At 33.6% G+C, this 25418-nt stretch carries 25 protein-coding genes, 1 pseudogene and 1 riboswitch; of the genes and pseudogenes, 20 read left to right on the top strand and 6 right to left on the bottom strand.

What is annotated here, in order from left to right:
- Window positions 1–22 precede the first annotated feature (22 nt).
- Window positions 23–1498: a hypothetical protein gene (locus tag CQ058_RS18785; protein WP_002189201.1), complete on the bottom strand. Its 1476-nt coding sequence runs from the start codon at window positions 1496–1498 to the stop codon at window positions 23–25.
- 175 nt (window positions 1499–1673) lie between these two features.
- Between CQ058_RS18785 and panE the strand changes: the two genes are divergently transcribed.
- Window positions 1674–2618, top strand: a complete 945-nt coding sequence (gene panE, locus CQ058_RS18780; protein ID WP_002189202.1) for a 2-dehydropantoate 2-reductase — start codon at window positions 1674–1676, stop codon at window positions 2616–2618.
- A 61-nt stretch (window positions 2619–2679) separates the two neighbouring features.
- Here the strand turns inward: panE and CQ058_RS32330 are convergent, their stop codons facing one another.
- The gene (locus tag CQ058_RS32330) at window positions 2680–2808 is read right to left on the bottom strand and encodes a hypothetical protein (protein ID WP_000031870.1); all 129 of its coding nucleotides are present in this window, start codon (window positions 2806–2808) and stop codon (window positions 2680–2682) included.
- A 139-nt stretch (window positions 2809–2947) separates the two neighbouring features.
- Window positions 2948–3094: riboswitch (cyclic di-AMP (ydaO/yuaA leader) on the top strand.
- 144 nt (window positions 3095–3238) lie between these two features.
- On the opposite strand from CQ058_RS32330, the gene CQ058_RS18775 reads away from it, so the two are divergent.
- From CQ058_RS18775 to CQ058_RS18745, 6 genes and pseudogenes are all read left to right on the top strand, one after another.
- Window positions 3239–5065: an APC family permease gene (locus CQ058_RS18775; protein ID WP_002141290.1), complete on the top strand. Its 1827-nt coding sequence runs from the start codon at window positions 3239–3241 to the stop codon at window positions 5063–5065.
- Window positions 5066–5669: 604 nt separating this feature from the next.
- Window positions 5670–6830 carry a non-hemolytic enterotoxin NHE subunit A gene (gene nheA / locus CQ058_RS18765; protein ID WP_002031160.1) on the top strand — a complete coding sequence of 387 codons (1161 nt, stop codon included), beginning with the start codon at window positions 5670–5672 and terminating at the stop codon, window positions 6828–6830.
- A gap of 37 nt (window positions 6831–6867) precedes the next feature.
- On the top strand, window positions 6868–8076 hold the full coding sequence (gene nheB / locus CQ058_RS18760; RefSeq protein ID WP_000162968.1) for a non-hemolytic enterotoxin NHE subunit B: 1209 nt from the start codon (window positions 6868–6870) through the stop codon (window positions 8074–8076).
- A 107-nt stretch (window positions 8077–8183) separates the two neighbouring features.
- Window positions 8184–9263 (top strand): non-hemolytic enterotoxin subunit C, encoded by a 1080-nt coding sequence (gene nheC / locus CQ058_RS18755; RefSeq protein ID WP_002189203.1) that lies wholly within the window; start codon window positions 8184–8186, stop codon window positions 9261–9263.
- Window positions 9264–9497: 234 nt separating this feature from the next.
- Window positions 9498–10124 (top strand): LysE family translocator, encoded by a 627-nt coding sequence (locus CQ058_RS18750; protein ID WP_002031156.1) that lies wholly within the window; start codon window positions 9498–9500, stop codon window positions 10122–10124.
- A gap of 223 nt (window positions 10125–10347) precedes the next feature.
- Window positions 10348–10578, top strand: a pseudogene (locus tag CQ058_RS18745) (GNAT family N-acetyltransferase); the annotation flags it as partial.
- A 144-nt stretch (window positions 10579–10722) separates the two neighbouring features.
- Here CQ058_RS18745 and CQ058_RS18740 read toward each other — a convergent pair.
- Window positions 10723–10989, bottom strand: a complete 267-nt coding sequence (locus tag CQ058_RS18740; RefSeq protein ID WP_002189205.1) for a hypothetical protein — start codon at window positions 10987–10989, stop codon at window positions 10723–10725.
- Window positions 10990–11329: 340 nt separating this feature from the next.
- Between CQ058_RS18740 and CQ058_RS18735 the strand changes: the two genes are divergently transcribed.
- The 6 genes from CQ058_RS18735 (at window position 11330) to CQ058_RS18710 (ending at window position 17736) form a co-directional block, all read left to right on the top strand.
- A complete protein-coding gene (locus CQ058_RS18735; protein ID WP_002189206.1) occupies window positions 11330–12280 on the top strand; it encodes a nucleoside hydrolase in 951 nt (316 codons plus the stop codon).
- Window positions 12281–12965: 685 nt separating this feature from the next.
- Entirely contained in the window at window positions 12966–13409 is a 444-nt protein-coding gene (locus tag CQ058_RS18730; RefSeq protein WP_002189207.1) for a carboxymuconolactone decarboxylase family protein, read from the top strand.
- 241 nt (window positions 13410–13650) lie between these two features.
- Complete coding sequence (locus tag CQ058_RS18725) at window positions 13651–14181, top strand: GNAT family N-acetyltransferase (protein ID WP_002126830.1); 531 nt, start codon at window positions 13651–13653, stop codon at window positions 14179–14181.
- 551 nt (window positions 14182–14732) lie between these two features.
- On the top strand, window positions 14733–15128 hold the full coding sequence (locus tag CQ058_RS18720; protein ID WP_002141295.1) for a DUF3224 domain-containing protein: 396 nt from the start codon (window positions 14733–14735) through the stop codon (window positions 15126–15128).
- Window positions 15129–15243: 115 nt separating this feature from the next.
- Window positions 15244–16134, top strand: coding sequence for a Vgb family protein (locus CQ058_RS18715; RefSeq protein ID WP_002189210.1), 891 nt, complete (start codon window positions 15244–15246; stop codon window positions 16132–16134).
- A 654-nt stretch (window positions 16135–16788) separates the two neighbouring features.
- Window positions 16789–17736: a DNA-binding transcriptional repressor DeoR gene (locus CQ058_RS18710; protein ID WP_000356572.1), complete on the top strand. Its 948-nt coding sequence runs from the start codon at window positions 16789–16791 to the stop codon at window positions 17734–17736.
- A gap of 48 nt (window positions 17737–17784) precedes the next feature.
- Here the strand turns inward: CQ058_RS18710 and CQ058_RS18705 are convergent, their stop codons facing one another.
- Window positions 17785–18147, bottom strand: a complete 363-nt coding sequence (locus tag CQ058_RS18705) for a hypothetical protein (protein WP_002086260.1) — start codon at window positions 18145–18147, stop codon at window positions 17785–17787.
- A gap of 156 nt (window positions 18148–18303) precedes the next feature.
- On the opposite strand from CQ058_RS18705, the gene deoC reads away from it, so the two are divergent.
- From deoC to CQ058_RS18675, 6 genes are all read left to right on the top strand, one after another.
- A complete protein-coding gene (deoC, locus tag CQ058_RS18700) occupies window positions 18304–18975 on the top strand; it encodes a deoxyribose-phosphate aldolase (RefSeq protein ID WP_002012110.1) in 672 nt (223 codons plus the stop codon).
- 105 nt (window positions 18976–19080) lie between these two features.
- Complete coding sequence (locus tag CQ058_RS18695; protein ID WP_002035026.1) at window positions 19081–20262, top strand: NupC/NupG family nucleoside CNT transporter; 1182 nt, start codon at window positions 19081–19083, stop codon at window positions 20260–20262.
- Window positions 20263–20298: 36 nt separating this feature from the next.
- Window positions 20299–21600 carry a pyrimidine-nucleoside phosphorylase gene (locus tag CQ058_RS18690; RefSeq protein ID WP_002189211.1) on the top strand — a complete coding sequence of 434 codons (1302 nt, stop codon included), beginning with the start codon at window positions 20299–20301 and terminating at the stop codon, window positions 21598–21600.
- A gap of 33 nt (window positions 21601–21633) precedes the next feature.
- Window positions 21634–22029, top strand: coding sequence for a cytidine deaminase (locus tag CQ058_RS18685; RefSeq protein WP_000358532.1), 396 nt, complete (start codon window positions 21634–21636; stop codon window positions 22027–22029).
- 166 nt (window positions 22030–22195) lie between these two features.
- Complete coding sequence (locus CQ058_RS18680) at window positions 22196–22591, top strand: DUF2871 domain-containing protein (protein ID WP_000737878.1); 396 nt, start codon at window positions 22196–22198, stop codon at window positions 22589–22591.
- Window positions 22592–22606: 15 nt separating this feature from the next.
- Window positions 22607–23089, top strand: a complete 483-nt coding sequence (locus tag CQ058_RS18675) for a CcdC family protein (RefSeq protein ID WP_002189212.1) — start codon at window positions 22607–22609, stop codon at window positions 23087–23089.
- A gap of 50 nt (window positions 23090–23139) precedes the next feature.
- Here the strand turns inward: CQ058_RS18675 and CQ058_RS18670 are convergent, their stop codons facing one another.
- The gene (locus CQ058_RS18670) at window positions 23140–23370 is read right to left on the bottom strand and encodes a DUF896 domain-containing protein (protein ID WP_002035023.1); all 231 of its coding nucleotides are present in this window, start codon (window positions 23368–23370) and stop codon (window positions 23140–23142) included.
- Between the two features lie 246 nt (window positions 23371–23616).
- Here CQ058_RS18670 and CQ058_RS18665 point away from each other — a divergent pair, with 246 nt between their 5' ends.
- Window positions 23617–24531, top strand: a complete 915-nt coding sequence (locus CQ058_RS18665; protein ID WP_142396372.1) for an HPP family protein — start codon at window positions 23617–23619, stop codon at window positions 24529–24531.
- 71 nt (window positions 24532–24602) lie between these two features.
- Here CQ058_RS18665 and CQ058_RS18660 read toward each other — a convergent pair whose 3' ends face one another.
- On the bottom strand, window positions 24603–25310 hold the full coding sequence (locus tag CQ058_RS18660) for an alpha/beta fold hydrolase (protein ID WP_002189214.1): 708 nt from the start codon (window positions 25308–25310) through the stop codon (window positions 24603–24605).
- Window positions 25311–25418 lie beyond the last annotated feature (108 nt).

The raw sequence follows: 25418 nt of genomic DNA, 5'->3' as shown, positions 1-25418 counted from the left end.
CGTGCTGCCATCTGTTTTTTAGTTACTTTGTACTTTCCTTCTCTTTCACAGCAGAAAGTACAGTTTGTTTTACCCATGCTTTTCTTCGTTTATGTTGTACACTCCATTGGTATAAACTTTGTATACCTAAAATAAGTGAAATGACTATGCCACTAATCGCTATTAATAGAGCAAAAAATTCAAAAGGCGATGATATTTTGTTTGAGTCGGTGTTTCTTAAAAGATCAATCATAGTAAACCCTAACATTTGGCCTACAACAGAATAGAGCGTTAAAATTAATAATAAGAGGCTATCTTTTTTTGAAGCAACATTTTCTTGATATTTAAATAAACTATCGAGATTTTGTTTCGCGTTCGTGTACAGTACTTCAATGTTAAAAAGTTTTCTTAGACGAAAGAAAATATCTTCACTTTGTGATTGGGATACTAATTCTAAAGAAAAATAATTAGCTGTAAACGAATTTATTGAATAAATTAATTTCTCTATCTCATTTGTATCTTGTTCAATATTTAGTTCAGCATAAGCGTTTGCCATCTTTAATAAAACAACTTTATGAAATAAATTTAATAATAAAGCGTAATAAAACTCCCCGTACATTTGACTAGCAAGTTTAGTGACTGCTTGTTCACCTTCATTTGTAATACATGTGAAAATATGTTCTTCCATAATAAAGTAACGGTTAGGAGCCCATCTTTGATAAGAATGTTTTGTTAAATAATCGTGAATATAAGGAACATTATTTGCACTAATATATGGCTTACCATCATCTGATAATCCGGAAAGACTGGAAGCTCGATATACATCGATTATATGAAGGTCTGACTCTTTGTTTATGGATAATAGAGTTTGTACATACATTCGCTGGTCTTCAAAGAAAGGGAATGTTTGAAAGTAAGAACTCCGCAATCTCTTGTTCTCAAAGAAGTCTGTTAAACCATGAAATAAATCACCGAATATAAGTTTTTCTACTTGTGAATATTTTTTTCCATCACATTCAATACAAATAGTCTCAGTCGTATCACTTTTAGTTTCAAGTACACGGAAGCGAGCCGCGAATTCAATCGCTTCTGATAATGTCATGTTAGGAGCGGTTTTTATTTCTGTCCGAATTGTTAAGAACCCAAGCTCATAAGGACAAAGTGTTACATCAATAGAATGTATCTTGAATGGAACGGAAATAAGGTTAGTTGTTAAATGTCCATTTAAATTAAGGTCTTTAGAATAGCGCTGTAATCCTTTTTGATGTTCTGAATGAGGAAAGAGAATTTTATTTGTAAAGGAAAGATAGTATGCTTCCATATTTTGATGTGAAACTTGAAATTTCCCGTAATATGTATTTTCATCTTCAAGATGATCGAGTCGAAAAGGTCGAAAATCATTTTTTTGTAAGAAAGGGAACATATTTTGTTCATATCCAGTTTTAAACGAAAACGGGAATATAAATTGAAATATAGCTGTTGTTACATCTTTTTCCTCGATTGTTTGTATTGCCTCCATTTACATTGTTTCCTTTCCGTATAAGCTATAGAAACAACATGCCCAATTTTTCTTGAAAATAACCTCTCTTGTTCATTAGATTAAGAATGAAAATTCAGCTTATTTAACAAGGGACATGTATAATGTTATGTATACTAAAATTAGTATAATTGTGTTAGAAAAAGGGGGATGTTGTATGCGTATTTTAGTATTAGGAGCTGGGGGCGTTGGCGGATTTTTCGGTGGCCGATTAGTAGAAAAGGGAGAAGATGTTACATTTCTCGTTCGCAGCAAAAGAAAACAGCAATTAGAAGAAAAAGGCCTTGTTATTCGTAGTGTTAATGGAGATTTTTCATTTCAACCGAAATTGGTAACGAAAGAAGATAGAACGACTCCATTTGATGTGATTTTATTTTCAACAAAAGCGTATCATTTACACGAGGCGACCATAGATTTAAAGCCGTTTGTAGGTAAAAATACTGTAATAATCCCATTGTTAAATGGTATCGCTCATTTATCACTATTACAAAAGGAATTCGGTGAAGAGAAAGTAATTGGCGGTCTATGCTTTATCGAGACGACATTAAACGATCAGGGAGAAATTGTACAAACGAGTGCTGCCAACAGACTTGTATTTGGAGAAATTAAGTCTCAAGATTCAGAGAGAATCAATCATATTTCCAAAGCATTTGCAGGTACGAAATCTAGTTTTGTTTTAAGTGAAAATATTACGCAAGATATGTGGCATAAATATTTATTTATTACTGTAATGTCAGGTGTGACAACATTAATGCGTGCACCAATAGGACCGATTCGCGAAAGCGAAGGTGGACGCGATTTTATCCAAAACTTATTTGAAGAATCTGTGCAAATCATGAGGGCATTAGGAGCTCCGGTAAAGGAGAACATTGTTGAGGAACATATGAAAACAATTGATAAAATTTCGTATGATATGAAGTCATCGATGCAGCGTGATATGGAAAAAGGTTCGTCCATTGAAGCGAAGTACTTACAAGGATATTTACTGGATTTAGCAGAGCAATTTTCTAAAGAAGCACCATTATTAGGAGCAGTATATCAAAATTTAAAAGTGTATGAAGAAATGGTCTTTAACAAATCGGCAATAGAATTGGATGTATGAAAAAATAAAAAAGAAAGCAATATATAAATGTATTGCTTTCTTTTTTATTTTTTATGACAAATTATTTATTTCTTTTAACTCTTTCTGTCAAGTTTATTTCTTGTTCGCGTTTCCCATACAACTGATTAATTTCATTTGCTAATGCATCTAAATAGGAATCGGAAAAAATAGGCTTCTTTTCTTTAGACATACGGGTCTCCTTTGTGGATTTTTAGTATTCATTATGTATATTTTTCGGTGGATTATGCGCAATCGTTTTAATTTTTTTCTTTTTTAAAATTTTTGTTTACTTTTTGAAAATAAAGGAGTATTATAATCCACAGTTTCAATTTTCTAAATCGCTGAAGCCGCATGGTGCGGGGAACCCGTTCTTATGGATTAGTACATAATCCAATGGGGTGAATCCTTGAAAAAGGTAGGGCTACTCATAGGCCCGAATCCGACAGCTAACCTCGTAAGCGTTATATTGAGAAGGAAGGTGGAGCTTGTGCGACAAAAAAAATAATGTCTACAAGTCTATTTCGTTATGGCTTGTAGACATTTTTTGTTTTCTGAAGAAATAGTTTATCCGCTGTAATTAGCAGAAAAATTCGTGCAAAATTATTGGAGAGTGGACAGCGTTGGTTTCATCTATCAAAAGGTTTTTAATTGGAAGGCCGTTAAAATCAACTGAGTTAGGAGAGCAAAAACTTAATAAAACAAAGGCGCTAGCCATTTTATCTTCTGACGCATTGTCATCGGTCGCATACGGACCAGAGCAAATATTAATTGCACTAGCAGGCCTTGGAGCGGTAGCTTATTGGTATTCCATTCCGATTGCAATTGGGGTATTAGTATTATTGACAGCTCTTATTTTATCTTATCGACAAATTATTTTTGCTTACCCTCATGGCGGCGGAGCATATGTTGTATCAAAAGAGAATTTAGGGATGAATCCAGGCTTAATAGCAGGAGGATCTTTATTAGTTGATTACATTTTAACGGTTGCAGTAAGTGTATCTGCGGGTACAGATGCGCTCACATCTGCTTTTCCTAGCTTACATGCACATAATGTAATCATTGCGATTATATTTGTCATATTGATTACCATCTTAAATTTAAGAGGCGTAACGGAATCAGCTTCCGTTTTAGCATATCCTGTTTATTTATTCGTTTTAGCACTATTTATATTAATTGGTGTAGGGATATACAATATTTTAACGGGACACGTTTCGCAGGCTTTGCATTCGCCAATTGGAACGCCAGTTGCAGGAATTAGTTTGTTCTTACTGTTACGAGCATTTGCTTCAGGAAGCTCTGCTTTAACGGGTGTTGAGGCGATATCTAACGCAATTCCAAACTTTAAAGATCCTGCACCTAACAATGCAGCGAAAACATTGCTTGCAATGGGTGCATTACTTGCAGTTTTATTTTCTGGAATTGTCTTTTTAGCTTATTATTACGGAATTAATCCAAGTAAGGAAGTAACAGTCGTTTCACAAATTGCTGAACAAACTTTTGGACGTAATTTCATGTACTATTTCATACAAGGTACAACAGCTTTAATATTAATTCTTGCGGCTAACACAGGTTATTCTGCATTTCCACTATTAGCGGTTAATCTTGCAAAAGATAAGTTCATACCGAGAATGTTTACGATTAGAGGAGACCGCCTAGGTTATTCAAACGGTATTATTATACTTGGGATTTCTTCGATTATTTTAATTGTAGCTTTTCAGGGGAAAACAGAACACTTGATTCCGCTATATGCAGTAGGGGTATTTATTCCGTTTACACTTTCTCAAACTGGAATGGTACTAAAATGGCTTCGTGAAAAGCCTGAAGGATGGGCTTTAAGATTAACGGTTAATTTAATTGGTGCAGTCATTAGTTTTATCGTTATGAGCATGTTCTTTTTAACTAAGTTCGCACAAGTTTGGTCAATCCTTATTTTCTTACCTTTCATTATCTTCTTGTTCCATCGAATTAAGAAGCATTATGATGCAGTGGGCGATCAATTAAGTTTAAAAACTTGTGAACCACTTGTTCCGATTGAAGGGAATGTAATTGTCGTTCCTGTAGCAGGTATGACTCATGTAGTAGAAAATTCACTGAACTATGCTAAGGCTCTTTCTGCAGATCAAGTTATCGCTGTATATGTTGCTTTTGACAGAGAAGAGGAAAAGAAATTTGAAGAGAAATGGGAGAAGTGGCAACCTGAAGTAAGGCTTGTTACATTACATTCTCATTATAGAAGCATTATTCAGCCGCTTACAAAATTTATTGACACAGTGCAATATAAAGCGAGTGAATCAAATTACCGAGTTACGGTCGTTATACCACAGTTTATTCCGAAAAAAGGTTGGCATAACATTCTTCATAATCAGTCTAGTTTACTCATTCGTGCGTATTTACTCTATAAAAGAAATGTTGTTATTACGACAGTACCGTATCATTTGAAAAAGTAAGGGGATTTTTAAAGGATAACTTCACGAAAGTGAAATTATCCTTTTTGTGTATATGCTATGCATAATTGCATATGGATTTAAAAAATATATTAGTATAATTTTAATGGTTATGAATATGTAGTGTTTCCTGTTGTGGTATATAGATAGTTTAATCGAGAAAGTGAATTGAATTTTATTTTGGGATAAGGACATGAGAGCTTGAAAATAAAGGGAATTAAAATACTTCTTTACGTTATATAAATAGCTGTGTTTAAATGACCTTACAGTACAAAACTTACATGAAAACAAAACGAAATTTCATACTTTCACACGTTAATTAGTTTAAAATGAATAATATTTTCATGTAATATATTCACTGTGTGAATGTGGAAATCGCAATAAAATAGAAAATTTATACAGTTTTATTCATACTAAGCACATATGAAAAGTTATGAAGTGTTTTATAACAATAAGTAAGTACTGTAGAAATAAAGTTTGAGAGAGGTGGTTCGTACATGACTCACAGTGAGAACGTTCTCTATTTTTAACCATCTCAAATCATTTGCAAGAAAATAGAATACTAAAATGCGATAGTAATAGTTTCTAATACATAGGAGGAGTTAAAGTGAAAAAGACTTTAATTACAGGGTTATTGGTTACAGCAGTATCTACGAGTTGCTTCGTTCCTGTAAGCGCTTACGCTAAGGAGGGGCAAACAGAAGTGAAAACAGTATATGCGCAAAATGTAATTGCTCCAAATACATTATCCAATTCAATTAGAATGTTAGGATCACAGTCACCGCTTATACAAGCATACGGATTAGTTATTTTGCAACAGCCAGACATTAAGGTAAACGCTATGAGTAGTTTAACGAATCATCAAAAATTTGCAAAAACGAATGTGCGAGAGTGGATTGATGAATATAATCCGAAGCTAATCGACTTAAATCAAGAAATGATGAGATACAGCACAAGATTTAATAGTTATTATAATAAGCTCTATGAACTAGCAGGAAAAGTAAATGAAGATGAACAGGCAAAAGCAGATTTTACAAACGCATATGGAAAATTACAATTGCAAGTCCAAAGCATTCAAGAGAGTATGGAGCAAGATTTATTAGAGTTAAATCGATTTAAAACGGTATTAGACAAAGATAGTAATAACTTATCAATTAAAGCTGATGAAGCAATAAAAACACTGCAAGGATCAAGTGGAGATATTGTGAAATTAAGAGAAGACATAAAAAGAATTCAAGGGGAAATTCAAGCTGAACTAACTACTATTTTGAATAGACCACAAGAAATTATTAAAGGTTCTATTAATATCGGTAAACAAGTATTTACAATCACAAATCAAACTGCACAAACGAAAACAATCGATTTTGTTTCTATCGGTACGTTAAGTAATGAAATTGTAAATGCAGCAGATAGTCAAACGAGGGAAGCAGCTCTTCGTATTCAGCAAAAACAAAAAGAGCTACTACCACTTATTCAAAAGTTATCACAAACTGAATCAGAGGCGACTCAAATCACATTCGTTGAAGATCAAGTAAGTAGCTTTACGGAACTGATTGATCGCCAAATCGCAACTTTAGAAACGTTATTAACGGATTGGAAAGTTTTAAATAATAATATGATCCAAATTCAAACGAATATTGAAGAAGGCACGTATACAGACAGTAGTTTACTTCAAAAACATTTCAATCAACTTAAAAAAGTAAGTGATGAAATGAATAAGCAAACAAATCAATTTGAAGATTACATTACAAACGTTGAAGTACATTAAACAGAAAAATAATTAGCGATATAGGGAGAGAAGAAAAATGACAAAAAAACCTTATAAAGTAATGGCTCTATCAGCACTTATGGCAGTATTTGCAGCAGGGAATATTATGCCGGCCCATACGTATGCAGCTGAAAGTACAGTGAAACAAGCTCCAGTTCATGCTGTAGCAAAAGCTTATAATGACTATGAGGAATACTCATTAGGACCAGAAGGCCTAAAAGATGCAATGGAAAGAACGGGTTCAAACGCTTTAGTAATGGATCTGTACGCTTTAACAATTATTAAACAAGGTAATGTTAACTTTGGTAATGTATCGTCTGTTGATGCGGCTTTAAAAGGGAAAGTGATTCAGCACCAGGATACAGCTAGAGGAAATGCGAAGCAATGGTTAGATGTATTAAAACCACAGCTTATTTCAACGAATCAAAATATTATTAATTACAATACGAAATTCCAAAACTATTATGATACTTTAGTCGCTGCGGTAGATGCAAAAGATAAAGCGACTCTTACGAAAGGTTTAACTAGATTATCAAGTAGTATTAATGAAAATAAAGCGCAAGTAGATCAGTTAGTAGAAGACTTGAAAAAATTCCGAAACAAAATGACGTCCGATACGCAAAACTTCAAAGGTGATGCAAATCAAATTACATCTATATTAGCTAGTCAAGATGCAGGAATCCCGCTTCTGCAAAATCAAATTACAACGTACAATGAAGCGATTAGTAAATATAATGCAATTATTATCGGTTCATCAGTTGCGACAGCTCTAGGGCCAATTGCAATTATCGGTGGTGCAGTAGTTATTGCTACAGGTGCAGGAACGCCGCTAGGAGTCGCGTTAATTGCAGGTGGTGCAGCAGCTGTAGGTGGTGGAACAGCTGGAATCGTATTAGCGAAGAAAGAGCTTGATAATGCACAGGCAGAAATTCAAAAGATAACAGGACAAGTTACAACTGCCCAATTAGAAGTGGCAGGACTAACGAACATTAAAACACAAACTGAGTATTTAACAAACACAATTGATACAGCAATTACAGCGTTGCAAAATATTTCAAACCAATGGTATACAATGGGATCGAAATATAATTCATTACTTCAAAATGTAGACTCTATTAGTCCAAACGACCTTGTTTTCATTAAGGAAGACTTGAATATAGCTAAAGATAGCTGGAAAAACATTAAAGACTATGCAGAAAAGATTTATGCTGAAGATATTAAAGTAGTAGATACGAAAAAAGCATAATTGAATAAGAATCGTAAGAGCGTTAAGTATTAATGAATGAGTTGAAGCTCCTGTTCAGTTGTGAGCAGGAGCTTTTGATATCCTTATAAAGAGAATAGGTGAAAAGTATGGAGAAAAGATTTTATAAGAAATGCCTTTTAACGATAATGATTGCTGGAGTGGCAACGAGTAATGCATTTCCTTTACATCCTTTCGCAGCAGAACAAAACATAAAAACATTACAAGAGAGTGCAAAAAATTATTCTCTCGGACCAGCAGGGCTCCAAGATGTAATGGCGCAAACGACATCGAGCATATTCGCAATGGATTCATATGCAAAATTAATTCAAAATCAACAAGAGACTGATTTGAGTAAAATAAGTTCAATTAATGGTAATTTAAGAGGGAATATGATTCAGCATCAAAAAGATGCAAAAATTAATGCGGCGTATTGGTTAAATAATATGAAGCCTCAAATTATGAAAACGGATCAAAATATTATTGATTACAACAATACTTTTCAAGCGTACTATAGTGACATGCTATTAGCGATTGATCAAAAAGATAGCGTAAAGTTAAAAGCAGATTTAGAAAAGTTGTATGCGGACATTTTAAAGAATCAAAATGAGGTAGATGTATTATTAGGGAATTTGAAAGCTTTTCGCGATAGAATGGCGAAAGACACAAATAGTTTTAAAGAGGATACAAATCAATTAACAGCGATTTTGGCAAGTACGAATGCTGGTATTCCAGCATTAGAGCAACAAATAAATACATATAATGATTCGATTAAAAAGAGTAATGATATGGTTATCGCTGGTGGTGTACTTTGCGTAGCGCTAATAACATGTCTTGCTGGCGGACCGATGATTGCGATTGCGAAAAAAGATATTGCAAATGCAGAACGAGAAATAGCCAGTTTAAAGAATAGAATTTCAGGAGCACAAGCAGAAGTGGCAATTTTGACAGATGTGAAAAATAAAACGACTAATATGACAGAAACAATTGATGCAGCAATTACAGCACTGCAAAACATATCAAATCAGTGGTATACGGTAGGTGCGAAATATAATAATTTACTACAAAACGTAAAAGGAATCAGTCCTGAAGAATTTACCTTTATAAAAGAAGATTTAAATACAGCGAAAGATAGCTGGAAGGATGTAAAAGATTATACAGAAAAATTACATGAAGGCGTGGCGAAATAAACAGCGGAGTAGTTCCACTGTTTATTTTTTTATCCCGTTTTTTGTGAGAGCCGATCTTGTAATTTTACCCATAAGTTTGCCGTGCATTTTATCAATGTAACTTTAGGATAATGTTTGGTCAAATTGATACTAATAAACTCGATAAACTCCTGATCACGCTTTTTATATTTAATATTTTAAGTAAAAAAGCTATACTATAGGCAAAACTAAAAATTGGAAAGGAAATACTAGAACATGGAAAATTATTTGTTATTTATCCTTACAGCAATCCTAATCATAATAATGCCTGGTCCCGGTTTTGCCTTAGTTACAAAAAACACTATCTCGCATGGTAAAAATGGTGGGATAAAGACCGTCTTAGGAACGGTATCTGGAATGATGATTCATACAATAATGGCTACACTAGGACTTTCTGCTATCCTAATGAAATTTGCTATGCTATTTACATTAATAAAATATGCTGGGGCTTTTTATTTAATTTACTTAGCTGTAAAGTCAATTAAAAGTGCCTTTTCTAAAAAAGAAGATATGTCAGGTTCAGTGGGAATGAACTCTAAGGATATTGGAACGATTAAAAGTTTTAGACAAGGATTTACCACGGCAATCTTAAATCCAAAAACTGCTGTATTTTTCCTTAGTTTTCTACCCCAATTTATTGTGAACAATCAAAGTCATCTCTTCCAATTTCTTTTGTTAGGACTCACATTTACGACTTTGACAGCAATATGGTATTTACTTTATATCTCACTAATACGTCAATTAAGAACTTTTTTAAGAAAAGAAAAAGTGAACCGTACAATAGAAGGTATTACTGGCGCAGTATTGTTAGTATTTGGAGTTAGGTTATTTTTCCAAAAATAAATATGTATATGAAAAGAGAAATAATCAATGGTGGTTATTTCTCTTATTCACTTATTCTAAAACTATCATTATAGATTTCTAGAGGTGAGATGATTTTTTGTTGGGTATTTATGTTACTATCACTGTAAAAATTGTGAAGAAATGTACTTAAACTAACGGGGCAGGATAGTTGAATAAGAATAAAAATATTTTTATAAGTTAAATTTATTGAATATCATAAAATATAACACATCAAGGTGGATGGAGAGCTACTATCGAAGGAGTGAGAACATCTGCTTCTGTAAGAGGAAAGGGTGTAGGTACTGAACTTATAAAATGGGCAATTCAACGTGCAGAAGAACGTGGTTGTCATTTGGTACAACTGACAACTGATAAAAAAAGACCAGATGCGTTAAGGTTTTATGAACGGTTAGGTTTTAAAGCAACGCACGAAGGTTTAAAGCTAAAGATTTAAAATAATCATAATCAATCTTTTTTATAAAAAACAGTTATTAAAAATAAAAGAAAGCTGTCATTTTGATCAATCTTTATTCAAAACGACAGCTTTTTATATACAGTAAAATCAAGGGTTTCGAGTAATTTATAATCAAACTTTTTTCTAAACCAACACTCGATGGCGATGTGGTGTTACCTCAAATATAATTATTTTATTTGAAGGTCTCATTTTAATTTTTTCAAATCTTTTCATAGGTTGATATACAAAGACGTGTAGTGATAAGCCTATAACTGCAGTAATGTTTAAAATAATACTTATAAGCATTAAAGACCATTCTATAACTGGAGAAAAGTATCCGTTCGTACTTAATGTAGAAGAACTTACATCTAGTATTAAAATAACTATTAGTAAAGGTAAGTTTTTAACCAATTTGAATCCCCTCTTTTAAGTGTAATATCTTTATATTGTTATATTGCGAAATAAATTATATAATTAATTATAAGATAGTTATCTATGAGAATTTAACTTGTTTTTTCGTTTTGGGGTGTTAAAAAATTCTTAAGTTGATGGGCATGGGATAGCACAACATGCCTATGAACTTAAGAACAGAAACTTACGCTTGAACATAATATCAAATTTAGATGAGCAAAGCTATTTCAAGTGAATAGAATCCACTCTTTAAGAATACATAAAATATATACATACAAGCTTAGCCTGATCACTACATCATTAGTGAAAGTAGGATTCTATAGATTTTGGAGGAAGAGATATGAAAAAAAAGGTTCTCCTGTTTACAGATTTGGGGATTGATGATGCGTTTGCTATACTGTACACCTTTTTTCGTAAAGACATTCAACTTGTAGGAATTGTAGCCGATTATGGAAATGTATCCAGAGAAAATGTAATAAGAAATATTAACTATTTGAAGTACATTGCGGGAAAAGAAGAGATACCTGTATTCCTTGGTGCTTCTGTACCGCTGACAGGTATATTGATTCAGTATTTCCCTGAGGTACATGGAAAAGTCGGATTAGGACCTATCATTCCCCCTGAAATTTCATATCCAGTGTATCCTTTAAATGATATTTATCAAATTATAGAATCAAATTTAGAAGATCTTACAATTATCAATTTAGGAAGACTTTCTTCGCTAGCTACGACTTTTGTGTTGAATTTAGAAACAATGCGAAACGTAAGAGAATGTATTTGCATGGGGGGAGCTTTTTTCTATCCAGGTAACGTAACTGCTGTGGCTGAAGCTAACTTTTACTCAGACCCTTATGCAGCAAACTTAATTCTGCAGCATGCAAAGAACTTGACAATTATTCCTTTAAATGTGACTCAACATGCGATTGTTACACCCGAAATGGTCCAGCAAATCGATGCATTTCATCGGAATACACAGGATCTTGCAGGACTCATCATCAAACCTATGTTAGACTATTATTATAAATTCTACTCTAAGTCTAATCCTGGTATAAGTGGAAGCCCTATGCATGATTTTGTAACAGTGTGGTATTTGCTGAATCAAGAGGCTGTTGGCCTTTCAAGAGTACCCATTAAAGTAATTCCTGATCAAGGAGAAGGATTTGGTCAAAGTATTGCAGACTTTCGTTTTGCTACTAATCCAGGCTATAAAACGCATAATGTAGCTTTTCAGCTTGATTATAAAAGATTCAAGAAGGATATTATGGAAACGTTTTTAAAGAAGAGAGTGTAACAGACTTTATTAACTTCAGATAATAGGGATTATGTGAATGAAATGCCACTTCACTTAACGTACAGGAATTCGACTTTTTTAGGTTAAAATTCGCTTAGCATATAAAACTTCCAAAATGTTGGCTGTATCCCATCACTATCAAGCTAACAAAACAAAATCCCCCTAAAATGAAAAAATCCGCTGACTTCTCAAAGTAATTAACTGTAGTGAAAGAAAATTTTTATTTTGGGGGTACATTAAAACTTTAGCTTGACGGGCAGGGGGTCTCGTCACATGCCTATCAAGCTAAGAAATTAGTTGTTCTCCAAAACGAAAAAATTAACTAAATCCCCATAAATAACTATAGGAAGATAAAAACACTGTAGCTTTCGAATAAAGTTTGATCAAAATTATGTAGTTGTTTGGTGATAATAAAATTGTTTCATTTATAATAAAATCATTTAAAAATTAATAGAGTTATTCAATTTATTCTGACGGTAATAATAAAGTAATTAAAAAGTGAAAATATTTGTTTGGAAAATACGGTTACTCATTTGCGATATTTACGTACCATGAAACAACTAATTACACTGTCTATAACTGAAATTCTCTTTGATTTCGAATGCTTTACAAACAAAAAAATAGCACGAATGTTCGTATTAAGGTATAATTATAAGTATCTTAAAATCAAAGGAGGTCTTGCCTTATGAGTCAAAGAATTTCCTACTATGATGTTGCACCTGATGGCATGAAAATTATGATGGATATGGAGAAGTACACTAAGAAATCTACAATTAATCGAATTACTAGAGAACTTATAAAGATTAGAGTCTCTCAAATTAACGGTTGTGCTTTCTGCATGGATATGCATACATTAGATGCCCGTAAGATAGGTGAAACCGAACAACGAATTTATTGCTTGAATGCTTGGAATGAATGTGATTTTTATACACCTGAAGAGAAAGTTGCTCTTGAACTATCTGAGCATATTACTCTAATTCCCACTAAAAGAGTTCCTGAAGACCTATATAAGCGAGTACGTGAACACTATGACGAGAAACAATATGTTGACCTTGTTCTGGTAATTAATCAAATCAACAGTTGGAATAGAATTTCTATTGCAATGGGAAATACAGCAACTAAAAAATAATTGCTCTCAACGAACGGTAAATAAGAATAAAATTAAAGATGTTTAAAAATCACAATACAATTGTTTCATTTTTCTTTATTACGCAGTTATCATAAACTGTAACATAACCAAATTTTTGAAATTTATTGGTTCATCCTTTATAGCTTTTATAATAATATTATCTTGAAACACGAAGGGACTGAACTATGCGCAGATATCAATATCTTGACCCCAAAATAAAAACATAATGGAGGTAAAAATATTGATTACAGAACTACAAACCGAAAGATTAGTTTTAAGAAAAATGAAAGTATCAGACTCAGCTAGCATGTTTACAATTTGGGCGGATCCAGAAGTTACAAAATTTATGAATATCAATAGTTTTACTGATGAAAGCCAAGCGGTAGATATGATTGAAATGCTTGATAAGTTATCTCGGGAAAACAGAGCTATTCGTTATTCAATAATTGAATTAGAATCAAATGAAATTATCGGTTCTTGTGGTTATAATTCATTTGATTTCAAAAACGCCAAAGCAGAAATTGGTTACGATATTAGTAAAGCTTTTTGGGGTAAGGGGTATGCGCCAGAAGCCATTCTCTCTTTAATGGATTATGCGTTTAGTACTTTAGAATTCAATAGAATAGAAGCAAAAGTTGAATCTGAAAACATCAATTCAATAAAAGTCTTACAAAAGTTAAACTTTACATTCGAAGGGACAATGAGAAAGTGTGAAAAATCTAATGAAAAGTTTATTGATCTAAGTATTTATTCAAAATTAATAACAGATTAACTTATATTACTTAGCCTACATTCCTTAAAATGTAGACTATTAAATACCCTCGAAGCATCCTTAATTGCTATTAATTGAAAGTGAGGGCTACGGCTCTCTTTTTTAATTCACAATTTCTAGTACAATTGAAATAATTAAGAAACGTATAGAGTAATCCGTCCGATCTTAACCACTGAAGAAAAATTAACAGAGGAAGAGATCATGAACTTTGCTGTTGAAATGAGGGAAAAGAAATAGAAGGACACAACTATATAATAAGAAAAATCTAGAAGATACGTAATATTTAAAAATGAACCGTCTCATAAAGAACATGTAGTAATTTCTACGTGTTCTTTTTTAATAAAAATGAAAGTAAACTGTTAAATAAAAATTTACTTTCAATGTCATATAAGAAGAACAAAAAATAAGTCGTCTTTTGCTCTTAACAGGGTCTTACCAGCAGCATCCGTTACTTTAGAAACACTCCTATGAGATATAATTATTGATGGTACTTTTTAGGTGATATACTGGAGGTAGATTACTCATCTAATGATGAAGGGAGGTTTACGCGTATGGAAGTAACATTTACAGTAAGTAAATGGGATGAAAAGCCAGTCAATGACACTAGAAAAGATTTCCCTATTAATATTGCCCATGTCGAATATGATATTGACGGTGAATTAAAAGGAAAAGCTTTTGTTGAATATTTATTATATTATTTAGAATCAACTATAGATGATGGTCACTTGGCTACTGCTAAAATTTCTGGATTTTTACATTTCGAAGGAATTTATAAGGGAAAACGAGGGACATTTATAGCTATAGAGCAAGGGATATTTGATAAAGGAAATCTAGATTCCCCTGCAACAATCATCAAAGCTACTGGTGAATTAGAAAGCCTGAAAGGGTCCTATAATTATAAGTTTACAGGTCAAACCAGTAAAATGATTCTAGACTTTGAATTCTAACAAAATATCTTATAATTTAGCAAAAAGGCCATCCACTGTAATACCAGGAATGTCCTTTTTTAAACTAAATTATACCGAAAAACAAGACTCGAAATTTTCAATGGGAGGAAATGATATGAGGATCACGATACAAGAATATGTGGTCAATGAAATAGATTCAGGACCATATGGAATAACCGTAGGAAAAGACGGAGCATTGTGGTTTACGGAACAGAAAGGGAATCGAATTGGTAGAATAAATGCTACTGGTGAAATAAATTCTTTTCCCATTCCGACAGCAAATGCAGGAGCTATGTCAATTATCTCGGACCAGACCGGTGACTTATGGTTTACGGAATATAACTCAAGCAAGATCGGTAAAATGTCGATGAACGGTCTTTTTGAAGAATATGTACTCCCTACAACGAACGCTGCACCTTTTGGCATAACGGAAGGCCCAGATGGAGCAATATGGTTTACAGAAATGAATAATGGTAGGATCGGAAGAATAACAAAGTCAGGGGAAATCACCGAGTTTGAATTGCCTAACTCCAAATCATTTCCCTCTTTTATTACTCTGGGATCAGACGGTGCATTATGGTTTACACAGAATCAGAACAATAGGATTGGGAGAATAACCACTAAAGGTGAGGTCAAAGAATATCCAATCCCAACACCCAACTCCGGGCCAGTTGGAATTACGAGCGGCCCAGATGGAGCAATATGGTTTGTGCAAATCATAGGCAATAAAATTGGTAGAATTACGTTCGAAGGTGAGATCAAAGAATTTGTTATACCGACGCCGAACGCTCGTCCTCATGCCATAATACCTGGGAAGAACAGAGATCTTTGGTTCACAGAATGGGGAGGTAACCAAATCAGCCGTATTACAGTTGAAGGAGTTATTACGGAATATACGATACCTACAAATAATGCAGAGCCACATGGTATCACGTTTTGTCCGGATGGCGATCTTTGGTTCGCTGAAGAGTGTAATCAAATTGGACGTCTAACAATCATTACGTAATAGGGATATCATCCATCGCTATCAAGCTCAGAAAAGTAAATATTCCATCACCATCAAGTTAAGAATTTGGTTGCTCCCCAAAACGAAAAAATGTGCTTTTTTGTTACAAGTAGCACAAAATTTCGTTCTGGGGGTACTATAAAATTTTAGCTTGATGGCGATGGGGTCTCGCCATCAAAACGTGAATTTCGCACGCTAAGGAATTTCTATGTTAAAAAACTTGGCTTTACCGTACGTTAAGGAAGTTCCATAAACGATATTTAATGTTTGTTATTGTTACTACAGAAAGAACAAAAAGAATGAATTAAATATGAATCGATTTATCCCGCTATTTGCGGGCAGTAAGACTCCCACCTCAAAATTCGGCGAATACGAGGGAGTTAGGTGGGAGTCGGACTGCCCGTAAAAGCCCGATTGGTGAGGGCTAATAATCAGTGGGGGATGAACAAAACCCCCACTGATTAAAGTTTCACTTTATCTGATTCAAGATCATTTGTATCGAGTGTATGAAGCTGAAAAATAAAAGTTTCATTGTAAATCCTAAGTGGAGTAGAAGTTTAGGTTGATAAATAAGGGAGTCGAATTTTTTTGCATAAAGCTGTATAATGCTTGTAACGAAAGGGAAATACAGGAAAGGGTTTGTAATGAGTTACTATGGATAAGGATAAACAACAATTAAGCGTTGAAGTTGCAAGATTATATTATCAATCAGATTATAGTCAGCAAGAAATTGCTAACAAATTAAATATCTCAAGACCGACAATCTCTAGATTATTAAAGTACGCGAAAGAAAAAGGATTTGTTCAAATTAGTATAGCGGATCCATTTGCTGATTTAGATAACGTCGGGAACTTACTTAAAGAAAAGTACAACTTGTTAGAGGCGCATGTTGTATTTTCTCCAGTGCCAGAATATGCAACGATTACGGAGTATATTAGTAAATATGCAGCTGAGTATATGGAAAAGACAGTGAAAACTGGTGATATCGTTGGTGTAAGCTGGGGAATGACGATGTATGAAATCGCTAGAAAAATCGTACCGCAACATGTGAAAGGTGTAGAGGTTGTCCAGTTAAAAGGTGGCATTAGTCACTCAAGTGTAAATACATATGCGAATGAAACGATCGCGTTATTTGCAGATGCTTTTCAAACGACGCCAAGAAATCTACCTCTTCCAGTTATATTTGATAATGCGGTGACAAAAGAATTAGTGGAGCAGGATCGACATATTCATCACATTATTGAAATGGGAAAACAAGCGAATATTGCAATTTTTACTGTCGGAACAGTGCGTGATGAAGCGTTATTATTCCGATTAGGATATTTAGATAAGGATGAAACGAACATTTTGAAAGAACAAGCTGTCGGTGACATTTGTTCACGTTTCTTTGATGGAGACGGAAATATTAGTAGCGAAGAAATTAATAAGCGTACAATTGGAATTGAGTTAGAAGAGTTAAAGTTAAAGAAACGTTCTATTTTAGTTGCAGGTGGTAATAGAAAAATAAAAGCAATTGACGGTGCGTTACGTGGCGGGTATGCAAATGTACTAATTATAGATCAGCATACAGCGAAAGAATTGTTACATTATCAAAAAGGTTAGAAATAAAAGGCTTTCTCAAAATATTAATTTTGAGAAAGCCTTTTATTTTTAGTATGAATAAATCAATGTGTAGTACCTTGTAAAGTATTTGTAAGGAACGCTCTTTGATTGATCTCCTTTTTCAAAAATTAGTGAGTTAGCCATAATATCTCTATCTACAAAACTCCAGCCATCTTGCTCCATCATATCGATAAAAGGTTCCATTTTTCCGCGCTTTACTAAGTAGGGGTATTGATTATCTATCGGTTCTACTTCCACCATTTCTTTATCTTGAATAACCATCTTAGACATAGCTAAAGCAAATGGAACTGGGTTTCCTTCTTGGAAAATAACATCCCTTTTATAAAAAATAAATATGGATAGTGAGGTGCATACTAGCAATGTGAATATAAAGAATTTTGACTTAAACAAGTGTTTCACATCCTTTATTTACAAGCTTATACTACTTTCAATGTATTACTAGAAATTCCCTTCTAAAAAAGAATGAACAAAAGTTCAAAAGTGTATTTACATTTGTTCAACTAAGGGTTAGAATGAAGTTGTTAAAAGATATGAGGAGTGAAGATAATGAACATTGCAAAGTTAATTGATCATACAATTTTAAAACCAAATTCTACAAAAGAAGATGTTATGAAAGTAATCGAAGAGGCAAAGCAATACAAATTTGCTTCAGTTTGTATTAATCCTACATGGGTAAAGCTAGCTGCTGAAGAATTAGCTGGACATGATGTAGACGTTTGTACTGTAATCGGTTTCCCATTAGGAGCAAGCACTACTGAAACAAAAGCATTCGAAACAAAAGATGCTATCGCAAAAGGTGCAACTGAAGTTGATATGGTAATCAACGTAGGTGCTTTAAAAGATGGCGACAATGAGTTCGTTGAAAAAGACATTTATGAAGTAGTACAAGCAGCAAAAGGAAAAGCTCTTGTAAAAGTAATCATTGAAACTTGCCTTCTAACAGATGAAGAAAAAGTTCGTGCTTGTGAATTATCAGTAAAAGCTGGCGCTGATTTCGTAAAAACTTCAACTGGATTCTCAACTGGCGGAGCAACTGCAGAAGATATCGCATTAATGCGTAAAACAGTTGGACCAAACGTTGGCGTGAAAGCATCTGGCGGCGTTCGTACACGTGAAGATGCAGACAAAATGGTAGAGGCTGGAGCTTCTCGCGTTGGAGCAAGTGCTAGTGTTGCAATCGTATTAAATGATGCAAAAGGTGCTACAGATAATTACTAATTAATAAAGTGTGAAAAGCAATAGATACACGTTTAAAGTAAAGTGTATCTATTGCTTTAACAATTGAAAAGAATGTAAGCGGATACGAATGGGAGGAGACGGCTTATGAAATACTTAATCGGTGTTTTAGGCCTCGTATTGATTTTAGGTATCGCTTGGCTTGCTAGTAATGATAGAAAGAAAGTCAAATATCGCCCAATCATAACGATGGTTATATTACAATTCATTTTGGGGTTTTTATTATTAAATACAAGCGTAGGGAATATATTAATTAGCGGAATAGCAGATGGTTTTGGAGAATTATTAAAATATGCCGCTGATGGTGTGAATTTCGTATTTGGTGGATTAGTAAATCAAAAAGAGTTTTCATTCTTTTTAAGTGTATTAATGCCAATCGTATTTATATCAGCTTTAATAGGTATTTTGCAACACATTAAAGTATTACCTATTATTGTGAAATCTATCGGTCTAGTATTAAGTAAAGTAAATGGGATGGGGAAACTCGAATCATATAACGCGGTAGCTTCTGCGATTTTAGGACAATCTGAAGTGTTTATTTCAGTTAAGAAACAACTAGGATTATTGCCAGAGAAAAGAATGTATACATTATGTGCATCTGCAATGTCTACAGTATCTATGTCTATCGTTGGATCATATATGGTGTTATTAAAACCGCAATATGTTGTAACCGCTTTAGTGCTTAACTTATTCGGTGGCTTCATTATTGCTTCTATCATTAACCCGTATGAAGTTACTGAAGAAGAAGATATGTTAGAAGTACAAGAAGAAGAGAAAAAGACATTCTTTGAAGTATTAGGGGAATACATTATAGATGGATTTAAAGTTGCGATTACAGTGGCAGCTATGTTAATTGGTTTCGTTGCTCTTATCGCATTCATTAATGCAGTATTTAAAGGTGTAATCGGTATCTCATTCCAAGAAATTCTTGGTTATGTATTTGCACCATTTGCATTTATTATGGGTGTTCCATGGCATGAAGCAGTTAACGCAGGGAATATTATGGCGACAAAACTTGTATCAAATGAATTTGTTGCGATGACAGATTTAGCACAAGGAAACTTTAATTTCTCAGATAGAACGACAGCGATTATATCTGTATTCTTAGTTTCATTTGCAAACTTCTCTTCAATCGGGATTATTGCAGGGGCAGTTAAGAGCTTAAATGAAAAACAAGGGAATGTAGTCGCAAGATTCGGTTTGAAATTACTTTTCGGTGCAACATTAGTAAGTTTCTTATCAGCAACAATCGTTGGCTTATTATTTTAACAGATTCATATAATATAAAAAGGAATGGTGATTGTAATGAGAATGGTAGATATTATTGCGAAAAAACGTGATGGAAAAGAATTAACAACTGAAGAAATTAATTTCTTTATTAACGGTTATACAGACGGAAGTATTCCTGACTATCAAGCGAGTGCACTTGCAATGGCAATTTTCTTTAAAGATATGACGGATCGTGAACGTGCAGATTTAACGATGGCAATGGTTGAGTCTGGAGAAACAATTGACTTATCAGCAATTGAAGGCATTAAAGTAGATAAGCATTCAACTGGCGGTGTTGGTGATACAACAACATTAGTATTAGGACCATTAGTCGCTGCTTTAGATGTACCAGTAGCAAAAATGTCTGGTCGTGGTTTAGGACATACGGGCGGGACAATTGATAAATTAGAAGCGGTAGAAGGATTCCACGTTGAAATTACGAAAGAACAGTTCATTGATATTGTAAACCGTGACAAAGTGGCTGTTATCGGACAGACAGGAAACTTAACACCTGCTGATAAAAAGATTTATGCATTACGTGATGTAACAGGAACAGTAAATTCAATTCCTCTAATTGCAAGTTCAATTATGAGTAAAAAAATTGCAGCTGGTGCTGATGCAATCGTACTTGATGTAAAAACAGGTGCTGGTGCATTTATGAAAACCGAAGAAGATGCAAAAGAATTAGCTCATGCAATGGTACGTATCGGAAATAATGTTGGACGTCAAACGATGGCAGTAATTTCAGATATGTCACAACCTCTTGGTTTTGCGATTGGTAACGCTCTAGAAGTGAAGGAAGCAATTGATACTTTAAAAGGCGAAGGTCCAGAAGATTTAACAGAATTAGTACTTGTATTAGGAGGCCAAATGGTCGTACTTGCGAAAAAAGCAAATACATTAGAAGAAGCTCGTGAAATGCTAATTGAAGTGATGAAAAATGGAAAAGCAACTGAGAAATTTAAAGAGTTCTTAAGCAACCAAGGCGGAGACAGCTCGATTGTAGACAATCCAGAAAAAATGCCACAAGCGAAGTATGTAATTGATGTACCTGCAAAAACTTCAGGTGTGATTTCAAACATTGTTGCAGATGAAATCGGTATCGCAGCTATGTTATTAGGTGCAGGTCGTGCGACAAAAGAAGATGAAATCGATTTAGCGGTAGGATTAATGTTACGTAAAAAAGTTGGCGATGCAGTAAAAGAAGGCGAGCCGTTCGTAACGATCTATGCAAATCGCGAAAATGTAGAAGATGTAAAAGCAAAAATCTATGAGAACATTTCTATCGCTGAAACAGCAGTGGCTCCTAAATTAGTTCATACAGTTATTACTGACTAATCATAATTACATTTACTTTGAGGAGGAAATAATATGGATAAGAAAAAATATATCGAAGAAGCAAATAAGATGTTATCGAAAGCGTATATTCCGTATTCTAAATTTCCTGTTGGTGCAGCGCTAGTTACGAAAGAAGGTAAAATTTATACTGGTTGTAATATAGAAAATGCTTCTTACGGTTTATGTAACTGTGCAGAAAGAACAGCGATCTTTAAAGCAGTATCAGAAGGTGAGCGCGATTTTAGTTACTTAGTCATTACAGGCGAAACAGACGGACCGATTTCACCATGTGGTGCATGTAGACAAGTTATTGCTGAATTTTGTGATCCGAAAATGCCTGTATTACTAACGAATGTAAAAGGTGATGAAAAAGAAGTGACTGTGGAACAGTTACTGCCAGGTGCTTTCTCAATTGAAGATTTAAAATAAGTTAAAAGGCCATTCCACAATTAATAGTTGTGGAATGGCCTTTTTTATTTTCAATAATAGAATGTAATAATCTGTTCATATTCCGTTCATAAACTTTGCGTAAAATGATTGCAGTGAATATGGAAAGTGACGATATAAATTGTCGTTCTACAGCAGGAGGAATATGATGAAGAAATTATATAATGCAGCATTCATTTACTTAATTATTGGTTTATTATCAGGTGTATTTGCAAGAGAGTATACGAAAGCGCAAGGCATTAAAGGATCCACTATGTTGCAATTAGTGCATACACACGTATTAGTGCTCGGCTTTGTATTCTTTTTGGTCGCTTTAGCTCTATTTAAAGTATTTAATGTCCGTGAAACAAAAAGTTTTCGTGCGTGGTTTGTTGTTTATAATGTAGGATTAATTTTTACTATTGCTACAATGGTATTTAGAGGTATTCTACAAGTAAATGGAACTGACTTTAATGGTTTAAGCCATATGGCTGGTTTAGGTCATGTCATTATAAGTGTTGGGCTCGTTTGGTTTATGATTTTGCTCAAAAAATCTTTTAAATAGATAGGAGTGGAGAGTATGAGTTTAGCACTTTTATCAAGTATAGTAGCGGTTTGTATGGCCGTTGGAGTTATGTTTCTTCGCTTTAAGTCAGCGAAAAAACCGGTAACGAAAAAGAAAATTATATTACCGCCAATTTTTATGAGCACTGGTGCAATGATGTACTTCTTACCAGAGTTTCGATTAACGTCTTTAGAAATAGTAGAGGCAATTAGCGTAGGACTTATTTTCTCTATATTTCTTATTAAAACATCTAAGTTCGAAATAAGAGGCGAAGACATATATATGAAACCATCAAAAGCGTTCATATTTATTTTAGTTGGTTTATTAGCTATTCGGGTAGCATTGAAATCATATTTAAGTCAGTCGATTGATTTAACCCAATTAAGTGGAATGTTTTTCTTACTCGCTTTTGCGATGATTGTATCGTGGAGAATTGCGATGTATCGCTCGTTTACTAAATTAGAAAAGACAATAAAAAGAGCTGGAATTTCTATATAGGAATTTCAGCTCTTTTTATGTTTTATACGATTGTTTTTTTAGCTTTGATTTCATTTGCTTAATTTTAAACGGATTTGAGCATCTTGTAATGCAACTGGTGTAACGTTAAGACCATTTTGATCAACGATTTTTGTGTTTAATAAAATGGAATCTAAGCTCCCGCGAAATGTTTTTGTATAGTTTTGACGCAACATTTGTTGTTCTTGTTTTTCATCAACTGTTAATCCAGATGTTCTTTCTTTTTTTGATAATTCGTTAATACGGAATAAAATGTTTTTCATTTGTTTTCACCTCTAGTTAGATTTAATTACATTAGTTACTTACTAATGTATAGTTATTGTAACGTATCTTTTAATAAGTGTCAATGCCTGTAAACATGCCTTGTTTTGTAAGTGTATGTGGTGATAAAGAATGAAAAAACTACAAATACTTGAAATAGAAAAGATGTTAATATACAATACCTAAGTAGGGTATATAGGGTATTGTTTTACTTTATGAGAGTAATAAGCAAAAAGGAGTATGTAATAATGAATTCAGTAATTTCAAGGAAAGAAACAATCATATCATATAGCATTGCAATTCTATTTATATTAGCGATGGTTACAGCTGGTGTACTATTAGATGATCCAGAAGTAATTTTGCCGGAAATAGCTGCGATGGCAATAGCTTTATGGGTATATCGTGAGCCGGGATGGCTAAGACAACCAGAAAAAATCTTTATTGCGCCGTCAATAACAGCTGTTATTGGTTTTGCAGTGAATCAAATGGATATTTCCTATATAGGAAAAGTTAGCTTAACACTTATATTAATGATGTTGTTTTTACGTGTTATTCAATCCAATTTAGCACCATCTATTGCGACAGGTTTATTACCATTAGTAACAAATGCGACGGAATGGTCATTTGTTATCTCAGTCTTCGTTTTGACATTTATTTTAATGATTGGTGTTCTTATTTTTAAATTGAATAACGGTATTGAGAGAAAAGTTAAAATCCAATATAAATATATGGTTGTATTTCTATTTTTAAATTTTGTATGGATCAGTTTATGTTGGATAACTGGTTATGAACAATTAGCGGTTATTCCGCCAATTCTAGTCGTTGTGTATGAAGCACTTCAAAAACCGATGTACAATGAAAAAATGGCATTTAAACAAATACTAGTATTAACTACATCAGCAACTGTTGGAACGTTATTGTACTTTGCGATGGATTCATGGATTGTAGTTACTTTATTAAATATGATATTAATGCTAATTTTATTAAAAATCGTTGGAGTACGTATTCCAGCAGCTTATGCATTTCCATTACTTCCGCTCGTATTTCCTGATGAAATGATAAAAATGTTACTTGTAGGCTCATTCATTGCGGGGGTATTCTTATTTGGGGCAGTACTACTGTATAAAAAGTGGGAGATGAAGAAAAAGGGAACGCAAATGTAGAGAGGAAAATACAATCCCTAGTTAGCATAATAAATAGACACCCGCGGGTGTCTATTTTCATTAAATGAAATTTAGCTTAACTCATTTAAGCAATTCACAAGTTCTGTTGTTTTAGAAAAGAATGGTGAATGATCAGCTTCCAAAGTAATTATTTTTGTGCAAGTAGTTTCTGTATGCATTCGGCGCTGAAAATCAATCGGAATCGCTCTATCTAGAGTTGTTTCGATATAAATACGATTTACAGTTCCAAAGTTCTCTTCTGATATTTTCAGCTCTTTTTGGAACGGTCCTAGTGGTTGAGGACGCATTTGATTAAAAGATGCTCCTTTAATAGAACCGTCTTCTGTAGCATTTAAAAATGTTTGTTCAATCAACTCTGGTATAAGTTCTGCGGTCATGTCATTCTCATTTATAGAGAATTGTGGGCCAGCTTCTCCGTCTAACTTACTACCAAGACTTTCTCCATTTTGTGGCAAGAATGCACAAAGATATACTAATTTATCGATTTTATTTGGTATAAGCTCAGCGGTTTGAGTGATCACAATTCCCCCCATACTATGTCCAACAAGAATAACTTTTTCATTTTGTTGATTTATAATAGTTGTTACTGCATTAACATAGGAATCTAATGTTATATTTTGTGATGGAGTTGTATCTTTCCCACTTCCAGGTAAGTCTAGTGTAATAACTGTATGTCCGAAAGCCTCTAGTTGAGGTTTTACTAAATCCCATGCCCATTCACCTTGCCATGCTCCATGTACTAAAACGTAAGTACTCATTTAATCAACACTCCTCTAATGTTTATATGTTTATTTTTTCGTAATATTGATGATGTATAATTAGTGTATATGAAGTGGGTTGATAAATATAATGAAGCTTATTTATAG

Origin of the sequence: Bacillus sp. MYb56 (genome assembly GCF_002976445.1) — a bacterium.
Classification (GTDB): domain Bacteria; phylum Bacillota; class Bacilli; order Bacillales; family Bacillaceae_G; genus Bacillus_A; species Bacillus_A mycoides.
Note: the sequence above shows the minus strand (reverse complement) of the source record. Positions and strands in the feature narration are given on the sequence as shown.

What these genes read in the sequence shown, in the direction of transcription:
- CQ058_RS18690 (WP_002189211.1), top strand. Translation starts at nt 20,299, where the DNA reads ATGAGAATGGTAGATATTATTGCGAAAAAACGTGATGGAAAAGAATTA.
- CQ058_RS32330 (WP_000031870.1), bottom strand. Translation starts at nt 2,808, where the DNA reads ATGTCTAAAGAAAAGAAGCCTATTTTTTCCGATTCCTATTTAGATGCA.
- CQ058_RS18660 (WP_002189214.1), bottom strand. Translation starts at nt 25,310, where the DNA reads ATGAGTACTTACGTTTTAGTACATGGAGCATGGCAAGGTGAATGGGCA.
- CQ058_RS18685 (WP_000358532.1), top strand. Translation starts at nt 21,634, where the DNA reads ATGGATAAGAAAAAATATATCGAAGAAGCAAATAAGATGTTATCGAAA.
- CQ058_RS18675 (WP_002189212.1), top strand. Translation starts at nt 22,607, where the DNA reads ATGAGTTTAGCACTTTTATCAAGTATAGTAGCGGTTTGTATGGCCGTT.
- CQ058_RS18680 (WP_000737878.1), top strand. Translation starts at nt 22,196, where the DNA reads ATGAAGAAATTATATAATGCAGCATTCATTTACTTAATTATTGGTTTA.
- CQ058_RS18735 (WP_002189206.1), top strand. Translation starts at nt 11,330, where the DNA reads ATGAAAAAAAAGGTTCTCCTGTTTACAGATTTGGGGATTGATGATGCG.
- deoC (WP_002012110.1), top strand. Translation starts at nt 18,304, where the DNA reads ATGAACATTGCAAAGTTAATTGATCATACAATTTTAAAACCAAATTCT.
- CQ058_RS18785 (WP_002189201.1), bottom strand. Translation starts at nt 1,498, where the DNA reads ATGGAGGCAATACAAACAATCGAGGAAAAAGATGTAACAACAGCTATA.
- CQ058_RS18665 (WP_142396372.1), top strand. Translation starts at nt 23,617, where the DNA reads ATGAATTCAGTAATTTCAAGGAAAGAAACAATCATATCATATAGCATT.
- CQ058_RS18715 (WP_002189210.1), top strand. Translation starts at nt 15,244, where the DNA reads ATGAGGATCACGATACAAGAATATGTGGTCAATGAAATAGATTCAGGA.
- nheC (WP_002189203.1), top strand. Translation starts at nt 8,184, where the DNA reads ATGGAGAAAAGATTTTATAAGAAATGCCTTTTAACGATAATGATTGCT.
- nheB (WP_000162968.1), top strand. Translation starts at nt 6,868, where the DNA reads ATGACAAAAAAACCTTATAAAGTAATGGCTCTATCAGCACTTATGGCA.
- CQ058_RS18750 (WP_002031156.1), top strand. Translation starts at nt 9,498, where the DNA reads ATGGAAAATTATTTGTTATTTATCCTTACAGCAATCCTAATCATAATA.
- panE (WP_002189202.1), top strand. Translation starts at nt 1,674, where the DNA reads ATGCGTATTTTAGTATTAGGAGCTGGGGGCGTTGGCGGATTTTTCGGT.
- CQ058_RS18695 (WP_002035026.1), top strand. Translation starts at nt 19,081, where the DNA reads ATGAAATACTTAATCGGTGTTTTAGGCCTCGTATTGATTTTAGGTATC.
- CQ058_RS18670 (WP_002035023.1), bottom strand. Translation starts at nt 23,370, where the DNA reads ATGAAAAACATTTTATTCCGTATTAACGAATTATCAAAAAAAGAAAGA.
- CQ058_RS18720 (WP_002141295.1), top strand. Translation starts at nt 14,733, where the DNA reads ATGGAAGTAACATTTACAGTAAGTAAATGGGATGAAAAGCCAGTCAAT.
- CQ058_RS18730 (WP_002189207.1), top strand. Translation starts at nt 12,966, where the DNA reads ATGAGTCAAAGAATTTCCTACTATGATGTTGCACCTGATGGCATGAAA.
- CQ058_RS18710 (WP_000356572.1), top strand. Translation starts at nt 16,789, where the DNA reads ATGGATAAGGATAAACAACAATTAAGCGTTGAAGTTGCAAGATTATAT.